At 41.1% G+C, this 11,547-nt stretch carries 10 protein-coding genes and 1 pseudogene; 6 read left to right on the top strand and 5 right to left on the bottom strand.

The window, feature by feature from the left end:
- From RMY32_RS15495 to RMY32_RS15510, 4 genes and pseudogenes are all read right to left on the bottom strand, one after another.
- Positions 1-411: pseudogene (locus RMY32_RS15495) on the bottom strand (photosystem II q(b) protein); the annotation flags it as partial.
- A 306-nt stretch (positions 412-717) separates the two neighbouring features.
- A complete protein-coding gene (locus RMY32_RS15500; RefSeq protein WP_322711577.1) occupies positions 718-1,392 on the bottom strand; it encodes a DUF2834 domain-containing protein in 675 nt (224 codons plus the stop codon).
- Between the two features lie 126 nt (positions 1,393-1,518).
- Positions 1,519-2,670 carry a heat-inducible transcriptional repressor HrcA gene (locus tag RMY32_RS15505; protein ID WP_322711578.1) on the bottom strand — a complete coding sequence of 384 codons (1,152 nt, stop codon included), beginning with the start codon at positions 2,668-2,670 and terminating at the stop codon, positions 1,519-1,521.
- Positions 2,671-3,138: 468 nt separating this feature from the next.
- A complete protein-coding gene (locus RMY32_RS15510; RefSeq protein WP_322697507.1) occupies positions 3,139-3,471 on the bottom strand; it encodes a rhodanese-like domain-containing protein in 333 nt (110 codons plus the stop codon).
- A 158-nt stretch (positions 3,472-3,629) separates the two neighbouring features.
- On the opposite strand from RMY32_RS15510, the gene RMY32_RS15515 reads away from it, so the two are divergent.
- The 4 genes from RMY32_RS15515 to RMY32_RS15530 all read left to right on the top strand — a co-directional run bounded on the left by RMY32_RS15515 (position 3,630) and on the right by RMY32_RS15530 (position 7,778).
- Entirely contained in the window at positions 3,630-5,291 is a 1,662-nt protein-coding gene (locus RMY32_RS15515; RefSeq protein ID WP_322711580.1) for a DUF3352 domain-containing protein, read from the top strand.
- A gap of 317 nt (positions 5,292-5,608) precedes the next feature.
- The gene (locus RMY32_RS15520) at positions 5,609-6,100 is read left to right on the top strand and encodes a hypothetical protein (protein WP_322711581.1); all 492 of its coding nucleotides are present in this window, start codon (positions 5,609-5,611) and stop codon (positions 6,098-6,100) included.
- Between the two features lie 160 nt (positions 6,101-6,260).
- Positions 6,261-7,025 carry a serine O-acetyltransferase gene (gene cysE / locus RMY32_RS15525; RefSeq protein WP_322711582.1) on the top strand — a complete coding sequence of 255 codons (765 nt, stop codon included), beginning with the start codon at positions 6,261-6,263 and terminating at the stop codon, positions 7,023-7,025.
- Positions 7,026-7,079: 54 nt separating this feature from the next.
- Positions 7,080-7,778: a L,D-transpeptidase gene (locus tag RMY32_RS15530; protein ID WP_322711583.1), complete on the top strand. Its 699-nt coding sequence runs from the start codon at positions 7,080-7,082 to the stop codon at positions 7,776-7,778.
- Between the two features lie 14 nt (positions 7,779-7,792).
- Here the strand turns inward: RMY32_RS15530 and RMY32_RS15535 are convergent, their stop codons facing one another.
- Complete coding sequence (locus RMY32_RS15535; protein WP_322711584.1) at positions 7,793-8,377, bottom strand: Npun_F5749 family FMN-dependent PPOX-type flavoprotein; 585 nt, start codon at positions 8,375-8,377, stop codon at positions 7,793-7,795.
- A 234-nt stretch (positions 8,378-8,611) separates the two neighbouring features.
- Here RMY32_RS15535 and RMY32_RS15540 point away from each other — a divergent pair, with 234 nt between their 5' ends.
- Complete coding sequence (locus tag RMY32_RS15540; protein ID WP_322711585.1) at positions 8,612-9,892, top strand: ATP-binding protein; 1,281 nt, start codon at positions 8,612-8,614, stop codon at positions 9,890-9,892.
- On the top strand, positions 9,849-11,228 hold the full coding sequence (locus RMY32_RS15545) for a tetratricopeptide repeat protein (RefSeq protein WP_322711586.1): 1,380 nt from the start codon (positions 9,849-9,851) through the stop codon (positions 11,226-11,228). The genes RMY32_RS15540 and RMY32_RS15545 overlap by 44 nt, the downstream gene beginning before the upstream one ends.
- Positions 11,229-11,547: the final 319 nt, after the last annotated feature.

An 11,547-nucleotide genomic window follows, 5' to 3' on the forward strand; every position in this document is an offset into this window, starting at 1 on the left:
TAAGCGGTAGGATAGTTCCCATTCACGACCCATGTAGCAGAATACGCCAATCAGGAAGTGGAAGATTACCAATTGGTAAGGACCACCGTTGTACAACCACTCATCTAAGGAAGCTGCTTCCCAAATTGGGTAGAAGTGCAAACCGATGGCGTTGGAGGAAGGTACTACTGCACCGGAGATGATGTTGTTTCCATAAATCAAGGAACCTGCAACAGGTTCGCGGATACCATCAATGTCTACTGGAGGAGCGGCGATGAAGGCGATTACGAAGCAAGCGGTGGCGGCTAGCAAGGTGGGGATCATTACTACGCCGAACCAACCGATGTAGATCCGGTTATTGGTACTGGTGATCCATTCGCAGAATCGATCCCATACATTGGCGCTTTGGCGCTGTTGTAAGGTTGTTGTCATTGTTTTATAAATGCGATTATTTGCAGATGAATTAGGTAGGTTTGACTACCTGTTACACATCTTAATGAATTTATTGCGTTTTGTAAAGGACTTTCAGAAAAAATTTTCTCTTGGGATTTACGCACCCACAGAAAATCCCCAAACCTTTGAAAAAGCGGGGACTTTGGGTGATATCACTTTGGATTTTAGACTTTCCTGCAAAAAGCTACGCGTAGCTTGCTTCTCCGTTCGCGTAGCGTCCTGTAGGGAAGGAGTGGGGCTACGCTCAGTCGAACGATTTTGGATTGTGAAAATGCACTTTATTCTTCAATTCGTTGCTGGCTGCTTGGATATGAACTCTATACCCACCTCTTGTAAAGGTGGACGCACAGATAAATAAACCAATGGCCCAAATAGCGGTATCAAGGCTATTAACCAGAACAACTGCGGATTTTTCCAACCGCGACGCACCATATCATCCCCCAGCAATGCGGGAAATAATAGACAGAGTAAGCAAAAATCTAAACTCATCACATGGATGAAGCGGTTAGTTTGCCACTCTTGCACAAAATTGCTCCAATCTCCACCTCTTATACCGTAGGTAACTAGAATAACTGTGGCTACTGTCAATACAAAACCAGTCACACGAGAATCTAGTAATTTGAGCAAGATATTCTTTTTACCGACAAACTGATTATTTGGTTCTCTAAAGGCTAAGTACGGCAACAAGGCAAAAGCACCAACTCCGAAAGAGACAGAAGCAAACAGCCAAGCAGGTATTTTTTGTCCTCTACCATCAATAAAGACTATTGCGCTGTAAATAAGAGGCCAGATGCCCATGAGGTTGAATAATGCTATGACTAACGGGTTAATGCCTTCCCATTGCCCAATAGAAAGGTTTTTAATTAACTCGAATGTACCAGGTTGCTCAGGAGGCGCGAGGAAAAAAGCATAGACAACAAATCCCAGCCACAGTACACTAAAGGCAATTTTTCTAAGCATGAAAGATTTAAGTAGTATTAATTATTGATTTTGCCGTTACAAATACGGCTATCTACTTGCTATGGTATCGTTTGCTCGCCTAGAGGCGTAGCGGCTTGTTTCTAAAGATTAATCGCTAATTGCTAATTAAGGATTGAAATAACTGAAAGCTTCTGAGAGATAATCGGCAGCAGACGCTACTACTGCGATCGCACTTTCATAATCTAGGCGCGTTGGCCCCAAAACTCCCACACTTCCTACGGGTATCGAACCTCGGCGATAGTTAGAAGAAATCAAGGTGCAGGTGCGTATCGGTTCTAATGGATTTTCTGCGCCAATACGAACTGTTACCTTTGGTTTACCACCATCCTCTGGTTCTGGTTCCTCAAATATTAATCGCCACAGTTGGTCTTGTTCTTCTTCCAACAGGTGGATAATTGTTTGTACCTGCTGTAACTGGGAAAATTCTGGCTGGCGTAAAACTTCTGACACACCCCGAACCATAATTTGGGTTGTAGTCGGTGCAAGAGTGCGACGAGTCAATTCTGCAACTGAGTTTTTCAAAAATTCCCCGTAGCGTTGGAACTCCTGATCTAGTTCGCTCCAGTTGAGGTTGGCTAATTCCAACAGACTTCGCCCCCGCAGGTGACTATTTAAAAAGTTAGAAACAATCTGCAACTCGCGATCGATTACCTCTGAATCTCGTTGGGTTTCTTCTGGTGTTGGCGACAAATCCATCAATTTGGAATGTGTCTCGTAACCATCTGTTACGACAATCAGCATGATCCGCCCAGCTTCAATTTGCACTAATTGCAGATGTCGCAATAGCGCTGTAGTCGTTTGCGGCATAGTAATCAAGCTAATGCAACCACTCAAGGTTGCTAAAATCTGCGCGGCTCCTTGCAGTAGGGTTTCTAAACTTCGATCTTGCCACTGTAGCTGCTTTTGCAATGCCATCTCTACTTCTCGCCCTAAAGTTTCCGTACCACTTTGTGGAAGCAAGCTACGCGTAGCGTCTGTTTGCGACACGCTGCGCGAACGCAGAGAAGGTGTAATTAGCTGGTCAACATAAATGCGATAGCCTGAATCTGAAGGTACACGTCCAGCAGAAGTATGTGGTTGGTAGAGCAATCCAGACTTTTCTAAAACACCCATGACATTGCGAATTGTCGCCGAGCTTACACCCAGGTCGTACTCCTCAACCAAAGCCTTTGACCCAACTGGCTCTGCCGTAGCAATGTAGTGATGTACCGTTGCCCAAAGTATATGCTGTTGTCGATTTGTTAACTGAACTTCCATTATGGTATGTTTTGCTGAAGGCAAATTTTAATCAAACTCTCAAGAAATTTGGGGATTTAATCGAAAACAGAAAATATTAATAATTTATTAAGGTATCAAATTATATAATTATATTATGATAAGTATTTTTAAAGTTTATGTACAAAGCATTTTTTTTAAGATTAGGGTTGAACTAGCAGCTCAATTTTTTTGCAAAAGCTGCTAGTTATAATGTACCCTTGCGATGCTTTTTTCTAACCGTACTTTTGCATAAATTTCTGCTTGCAACAGTATTATTAGATACGTATTTTCTTCAGGGGTTACCGCCGAACTGTAATTTAGAGCAATCCAACATTTTTATGCAGATGTAGGTGATGCCCAAATTTCAAACTTTCCGGCAAGCCTCTAAATTGATGTATTTCTATGTTTAGCATAGCAAAAGTCAGATGGAAGAGTAAGTTCCATCTGAATGATGTATCCGAGCAGAAGCTAATACTGGGGAATTGAAGGGTCTACTAGTTGGGAATAGGCATCAATACCACCCGAAATATTTTGCACATTTGTAAAACCTTGAGCAATCAACCACTGGCACATTTGGGCAGAGCGGATGCCGTGGTGGCATAACACCAAGGTTTCGGCTTCGGGATTGAAGAGGGTAGGTACTCGATCTCCCCATTCGGCAAATTGACTTAAAGGTAGGTTTACAAAGCCTTCAATGCTAGCGATCGCCAATTCTTCTGGTTCACGCACATCTACTAGCTGAATACTTACATCACTAGAAGAAAGACGTTGCGCCAGTTCTTCTACACTAATTTGGTTCATGGGTTGACTAAAAGAATTCCCGATAAACAGTCCTAATCCTATTTATGGTGGCAGAAAATCTTTGCCTTTGCATGAGTATCCATTCTCAAGAGGGTTGATTAATTCTGCTAGGCTTTCTGCTTAAATGGCTGTAAATCGTCTTTTTTAATAGGTTTAATGTGAATAGGCAACGTTCATTCATCGGTTTTATCGTCGCTGGGGCGATCGCCCTGCTAGTAATTGCGATCGCAGGCTTTTACTGGTTTTTCGCTAAAAGTCCGGCTAATCTCATTGCTTCTAGCTCTGGGCCTGGTGCAGCCATATTCGTGTCGAAACTTTCTCCTGCAATGGTTTCATTATTGACCAATCCTGACCGTTTGCAGGCGTTGGAGCGCGAAGAGGAACTATCTAAACTCAAAACCAGTTTATTCGCCAAGAGTGGCATAGATTACAAACAAGACATTCAACCCTGGTTAGGGGACGAAATTACATTAGCTATAACTAGCTTAGATATCGATCGCGACCCAGAAAACGGACAGCAACCAGGATATCTGTTAGCACTAGCAACCAAGCAACCAGAGAAAAGCCGCGAGTTTGTCGAATTGTTGTTTTCTAAACGAGCCTTAGCTGGTGCAAACTTAGCTGTTGAACAATATAAAGGTGTAAAGCTGATTTCTGACAATTCTCAACCAGAACAAGATTTGCTTGCTGGTGCTGTTGTCGGTGAAGGCTTCGTCTTATTTGCCAACGATCCGAAAGTACTAAGAGATGCGATCAATAACGTCCAAGCGCCCGATCTGAATTTAACTAGCTCATCCGAATACCAAAAAGCTACCAAAGAACGACTCAAAGGGGGATTAGCTGTAGCTTTCTTGAATCTTCCCATCGTCGCAAAATGGCAAGGGTTAGAGTTACCAGAACAACTTTATAACAGTCAAATCATATCTTTAGTGTTGAATCCCCAAGGATTGCTAGCAGAAACCACCATTTTGACTTCATCGGAAATTGTCCCTCCATCTGCACCACTATCTAAACCTGTGGGAGCATTGCAGTATGTTCCAGCATCCGCAGGTTTAGCAATTTCCGGCTCGAATTTGAGTAACTTGGCTGACAGCGATTTAGCCAAACTTTGGAAACAAGCAACAGCAACTATATATGGTTCTGAGGAAGATGTGGTTTCTCGATTAGCAAAACCTTTGGCAGATGTTCAAAAACGCTGGGGTATAAACTTACCAGAGGATATTTTTAGCTGGGTACAAGGAGAATATGCCATAGCATTGTTACCTGCAAAAGAGCAAACAACTCCTCATTGGATTTTTGTAGTAGAAAAATCCGAGGGTGTAGAAAAAGGTGTTGCTCGTTTAGATGCGATCGCCTCAGCCAATGGACTCAGTATTAATTTCTTAACTCTGTCCAAGCAAAAAATCTCTGCTTGGACAGAGTTAACCACAGCAACAAAAAAAAGTGATGTCAAAGAAGGAGAATCTTTCAGCATTGAAACAAAAGTGCGGGGATTGCACACAACTTTAGGAAATTACGAAATTTTCGCGTCTGACTTGGAGACGATCGATGAAATTCTCACAACCAAGGATAATTCCATAATTGACAATCCTAATTTCAAAGATAGTATCGCGGCAATTCCCCTACCAAACCAAGGTTATGTATATCTCGATTGGACAAAGAGCCAGAATTTGTTAGAGCGTCAAGTACCGATTCTCAAACTAGTGGAAGTTTTAGCTAAACCATTTTTTAACAACCTGCAATCGCTCACAGTCAGTAGTTATGGAACTGACACGCGATCGCTTAAAGGTGGTGTCTTCTTCAAACTCCATAATTCGTGAGATTTTCATAAAAGCTCAAACTAGAGGAGGGAAAAGAATTTTTTCCCTCCTCTACTTTCTTCCCCCATAGTATTTAGGTAGATATTCTGTATGATTTACTAATTAATCGCTTGATTGCCAAAATGGCCTACTATCAACGAGAGTGATTTAATGTTGATGTCTAGATCCAGAAATAACCAAGCAATTAACAGTCCACTTTCAAAAACATCAACTGTGGCACATTTGATTGTGGCACAACCAACTGAAATTTCACTGGAATTTTTTTATTAGAATATGTATATATCACTACTTATTTAAAAGCCTGTTGGAGGGCTGCTATGAAATACTGTCGCCCCCGACTTCAGTTTCGCGGCGGTTGGCTGTTGGCTATACTTACCGCCATTACAGCTACCCCTGCAATCGCACAGACAGCAAACTTTGCCACTTTGAATTTATCAACAAACTTTGATTCAGCACAAGGAACAGTACAGGGGTTTACAGGTGGTTCTTACTCATTGTCTGCCATAAGTAACCGCGATCGGGATCAAAAAGCTTGCATTGGCTTTGCCGATTCCAAACCAGATCACATTATGGTTTTGGAAAAAGACTTTCCTCAGCTAACAATCCAAGTTGATAGCAACAACAACGATACCACTTTAATCATCCAAGGCCCAGATAAAACAACAATTCGTTGCGGCGATGATACTGGCAAAAGTAAAGATGCTAGCGTTAGCGATCGCGACTGGAAAAAGGGCACCTATCGGATTTGGGTAGGTACATTTAATCCTGGAGTCAAGCGTGATTATACTTTGAAAGTGGAGCAGCAGTGAAGTGGAGAGTGCTGAATTAGGAGTTAGGAGTTAGAGTTAGGAGTTAAGTGATTAATAAATAATGCCCAATGCCCCATTCTCCATGCCCAATTTTTAGGTGTAACACCTGAGAGGATAATATGGGAGAGTAGCTTGTTGTGCTTTCCGAGGGTGCTATCTCGTGCTATCTATACTGCGTGCTGACTTTCGTATCATATTTGAACGTGACCCAGCTGCCCGTAACTGGTTGGAAGTTTTATTTTGTTACCCTGGTTTGCAAGCCTTGTTATTCCATAGGCTGGCTCACTGGCTGTATAGTGTTGGTCTTCCCTTTATTCCGCGCCTGATTTCCCACTTGGCTCGGTTTTTTACTGGAATTGAAATCCACCCTGGTGCAACAATTGGGCAAAGTGTGTTCATTGACCACGGCATGGGTGTAGTAATTGGTGAAACTGCGATCGTCGGAGACTATGCTCTAATTTATCAAGGTGTCACCCTTGGGGGTACTGGTAAAGAATGTGGCAAACGCCATCCTACTGTGGGTGAAAACGTCGTAGTTGGGGCTGGAGCTAAGGTACTGGGCAATATCCAAATTGGCAATAATGTCCGTATTGGTGCTGGTTCTGTGGTTCTCAGAGATGTGCCTTCAGACTGTACTGTGGTAGGTGTGCCTGGACGCATTATGTATCGTTCTGGAGTTCGGGTTTCACCTCTTGAACACAATAACTTACCAGATTCAGAAGCTCAAGTAATTCGTGCTTTAGTAGACCGGATTGAAGCGCTGGAAGAACAAATACAAACTCTTCAGCGCACCAATTCTTCAGAAAAAACTCCTGTGTTAGTAGGTTGTGTAGCTTCTAAGCAAGCTGATTTATCCCAAGATGCTCCTGTGTGCAGCCTTAAAGATAAGGCAATACAGGAGTTTCTAGATGGTGCAGGTATTTAAAGAATTAATCTGCACTTTTGTCTAATTCTATTTAGCTGCGACAAATCTGAGGCAATGACAAAAGAGCCACCCAGCAAAACTCATTTGCATCGTCAGAAGATACTAATAATTCTTCTAGTGCTGATAAGTGGCTCTTTATTCTATTTACTATTAGTTCGGCTAGGATTAATGATGCCTGTGGGGCAAATTACTCAGGTATTGTGTTTTCAATATTGTCAGCCTGAACCACAACTTCATACTCCCTTAGCCAAAGACGAATTATTGAATTACGACCAACCTCTTGAGCAATTAGTTACTACAGCCAATAACAATAAGAAAATTTCTCTTTTAATTGAAAAATCCAGACACAGGCTAACCCTGTACTATGATCTAAAACCGCTCAAGTCTTACCCTGTAGTTTTTGGTACTAACCCCGTTGGCGACAAACAAGCAGAGGGTGACAGCAAAACTCCAGAAGGTATTCTGCAAATCAAAGACCTTTATCCTCACCCACAATGGTCGAAGTTCCTATGGCTTGACTATCCCAATACCCGATCTTGGCGAAAGTATTTTCAGGCAAAAGCTAGTGGTAAGTTACCTTGGCATATTCCTATTGGGGGCGAAGTTGGGATACATGGTGTCCCTGTGGGCAGAGATAACATGATTAGCGATCGCTATAATTGGACTTTGGGTTGTCCTTCCCTGAAAAACAAAGATGTAGATGAACTATATCAATGGGTACAAAAAGGTACAGTTGTCGAGATTCTTCCTTAATTTGAAAAGATTGTTCAAGGATTAATTTCTTCACAAAACCACTCTTGATTTTCATCACGCTGGTAAAACCTTCTATTTTGTGGTTCACCGCGTAATTCTAAATGATCGACCTGCACCGGATCGAGTAGCAGTAGACAAAAATTAGGCATTGGCTGCATAGGTTCGGGTGCTGGTGGTGCAAAAGCTTCTGGGTTTTCAACTCTGGGTTTACCAGGATGCGGCCAAGCAAACTGTAAACGCGCCGCATCACTTAATTCTTGCCACATAGCGATCCGGGCTGGCTGTAAAACCTGGTCAGAATCATTACTGCTTATTAGGGCCAAACAACCAGTGATGCGAAATTGTTCTCGTGTATTGGGGAAGTACCAGCAAATTTCTGCCCAAGGTTGCTGCTGTATCTGATCGGTTTTGGCGCTACGGTTATCGGTGATAAATTTTAACTGGTTTGTATCTTCTAAAAAGCCGCGAAATACTAGAGTACGATTAGCGGGACGACCATTCGCTTGTAGCGTTGCTAGTTGCAGGTAACGGGCATAAACAAGGCTGCGGTTGCGATAGAGTGCATGAGCGATCGCACCTCGCCAAGGAGCAAGAGACATTATACAATTCTGTTGGTAATCTAACGTCAGGTATTCCTGAACATACTACCACTTCAATACTTCTGGTTGAGCGCTAGTGATTTCTAAAAGTTCTCTAACGCCTAGAAGCTTTAAGATTTTGCTGCTGTAATATATATAAATTCTTTATATAAATAATACCTAATGAGTTCCTTACCCGCTAATCGTGCTAATACCCTTAAAGCTGCTTTTCGTGTTTGTGATGTAGCTCCTCTAGTGAGTAATAAAGACATTGAACGTTATTATGTTAATTTATCAAAAGTTCGCAAGACAGAGGCAATTAATACTATTAAAACTCGCTTAAGTTTTCTGGAACCCGCAGAATTTTGTAGCCTTTTATTTACTGGACATCGGGGATGCGGTAAAAGTACAGAATTAAGGAAGATTCAGCAAGAATGGGAATCTCAATATAAGGTTATTTATATAGAAGCCGACGCTGAACTAGATATATTAGATGCAGAATATACAGATTTATATTTGGTAATTATTAAAAAAGTTGCTGATGTACTATACGCATCAGAATTAAATTTTGATGCCAAACTTTTAAATAATTTTGAGTCTTGGTTTAAAGAAATTACTCAAGAAACTGAACAAACAGTTGAAAGGTCAGTAAGTATCGGTGCTGAGGCAGAAGCAGGAATAAAGATTCCCTTTATTTCAAAGCTATTGAGTAAAATACAAGCTCAAATTAAAGGTGCTGACAAACAAAGAAAGACAGTTCGTCAGAATTTGCAAAAAGATATTGGTCGTTTACAAGCAGATATAAATTTGTTGTTGGGTGATGCTTTTGTCAAGCTTAAATCAAAATATCCTGAATACGAAAAAGGATTTTTAACTATTTTTGATAACTTAGATAGAGTGCCTCCGAATGTAGCTAAACATTTATTTTGTGATTCTGCATTTCAATTACAAAGCCTACATTGTACGATTATCTATACAGCGCCAATTTCTATAGTTTATTCGGAAAATAATTTGGGTAACACTTTTGACACACCTAATATTGTGCCGATGGTCAACATATATGAGTTTGAAAAAGACAAAAACGAGCTAGATTATAATGATGAGGGGATAACAGCAATTACGAGTTTAATTGAACAAAGAGTTGAAGTAGACGCAGTGTTTGAATCGCGTAAACTATTGGTAGATTTAGCAAAAGCAAGCGGCGGTCACATCCGTCAATTGATGCAAATAGCATCAAAAGCATTTATTACAGCAGCAACTCGCGAGCATGAAAAAGTTACTGTTGATGATATTACTTATGCGATTAAACAAGAGCAGTTTAATTTTGAGCGAAGTATATCAACAGAATACTATTCTGCTTTGGCTGCGGTATATCTTAACAAAGATGTTTCTAAAGATGAAATCGGCAGATTAATGCTGTTCAATCTTTGGGTTTTTGAGTACAACGGCAAAAATCGCTGGAACTATGTTAATCCAGTTGTGAGGCAAATCCATGCTTTCCAAGAAGCAGTCAAATCAACCACAAGTAACCCCTGAGTTGAATTTAGCAAAAGAAACTTTTGTGCAAATAAATCAGCAGTCATTAGCGGAATTGTTAACCTTTATTGACTTTGCTGACACTCAGTTAACGATTGGGTTTGTTGCTGTTAACTTTGCAGAAGATAGAAATACTTTAATTGAAATCCTGGATAATCATCCTCGATGTCATGATATTCAGTTTGAAATTCTCAATTTTGCCGACCCTAATTTACGTTTTTTAAGGGATGAGATTATTCGTGATTTAAAAGAAATTCATTTAAAACCAGATAAAAAATTAGTTTTAATTGTTATCGAATTAGAAAAGTCCATTGGTTTATCTGGAGAATATCCCTCTGTACTACAAGACTTGAACTTTGTCCGAGACGCTTTTACTAATAGTGTTCCTCACCCTATACTGATATTTCTGCCAGATCATGCCCTAACACGTTTAGCAAAGTATGCTCCAGATTTTTGGGCATGGAGAAAAGGAGTATTTTATTTTCAAACAGTCAAGTCTACTCAAGAGTTGGCTATTGAAAAAACTATTCAGTCCGAGAGAATAATTGGAAGTTTAGATTTACCAGAAAGGCAAGAGCGGATTGATTTACTTGAGCGCTTGCTAATGGAACAATCAACAGATGTACGTACCCGCATTACTGTTTTGCAGGAGTTAGGGGTTGCTTACAGGAGTATTGGTGAGGTACAAAAAGCACAAGATTTTCTATTAAAAGCTTTGAAGTTGACTGAAGAAGATGAAAATTTAGCAGGAATCAAAGCCAGCGTTCTCCACAATCTGGGTTGGATATATGATGATTTGGGAGAATGGGACAAAGCGATCGCACTTTACAATCAGTCTTTGGAAATAAATGAACGCATTGGTAATGTCCAAACCAAAGCGGCGACGTTGCACCAACTGGCAGGTATCTACGCCAACAAAGGGGAAGTAGATCAAGCGATCGCACTCTACAATCAGTCTTTGGAAATAGAAGAAGACATTGGTAATGTTCAAGGCAAAGCGGCGACGTTGCACAATCTGGGATATATCTACGCCAACAAAGGAGATGTGGATGAAGCGATCGCACTTTACAATCAGTCTTTAGAAATAAAAGAACGCATTGGCAATGTCCAAGGCAAAGCGGCGACGTTGCACCAACTGGCAGGTATCTACGCCAACAAAGGGGATGTGGATGAAGCGATTACACTCTACAATCAGTCTTTGGAAATAGAAGAACGCATTGGAGATGTCCAAGGCAAAGCGGCGACATTGCATTGTCTGGCAGGTATCTACGCTAAAAAAGGGGATGTGGATGAAGCGATCGCAATCGTTCTGGTTTATTTCGTTAATGAATTTTGATAGCAATTTAAATGACAGAATCAGGATCTTATGCCGAGCGATGTCTACGACGGGCCACGCCTACGCACTTTTCAATCAGTCTTTGAAAATAACAAAACGCATTGGAGATGTGCAAGGCAAAGCAAATATCCCTACTCACTTTTTCCCTCAGCTCAGGAAAAAACTGCGAGATTTACCACCTAATACCAATTTAATGTGAAGTTACACATATCTAGATCCCCCTAAATCCCCCGATAAATTGGGGGACTTTGATATGTTTTTCTGGTTCCCCCCTTTATAAGGGGAGCCAGCGCGGTCTTGGGGGTTTCCCCCATGAGCG

Source organism: Nostoc sp. ChiSLP03a (assembly GCF_034531215.2).
GTDB lineage: Bacteria > Cyanobacteriota > Cyanobacteriia > Cyanobacteriales > Nostocaceae > Nostoc.

Bases quoted from the DNA above. Each gene is read 5' to 3' on its own strand.
- RMY32_RS15500 (WP_322711577.1), bottom strand. From the start codon at position 1,392: ATGCTTAGAAAAATTGCCTTTAGTGTACTGTGGCTGGGATTTGTTGTC.
- RMY32_RS15530 (WP_322711583.1), top strand. From the start codon at position 7,080: ATGACAAAAGAGCCACCCAGCAAAACTCATTTGCATCGTCAGAAGATA.
- RMY32_RS15510 (WP_322697507.1), bottom strand. From the start codon at position 3,471: ATGAACCAAATTAGTGTAGAAGAACTGGCGCAACGTCTTTCTTCTAGT.
- RMY32_RS15545 (WP_322711586.1), top strand. From the start codon at position 9,849: ATGCTTTCCAAGAAGCAGTCAAATCAACCACAAGTAACCCCTGAGTTG.
- RMY32_RS15520 (WP_322711581.1), top strand. From the start codon at position 5,609: ATGAAATACTGTCGCCCCCGACTTCAGTTTCGCGGCGGTTGGCTGTTG.
- RMY32_RS15535 (WP_322711584.1), bottom strand. From the start codon at position 8,377: ATGTCTCTTGCTCCTTGGCGAGGTGCGATCGCTCATGCACTCTATCGC.
- RMY32_RS15505 (WP_322711578.1), bottom strand. From the start codon at position 2,670: ATGGAAGTTCAGTTAACAAATCGACAACAGCATATACTTTGGGCAACG.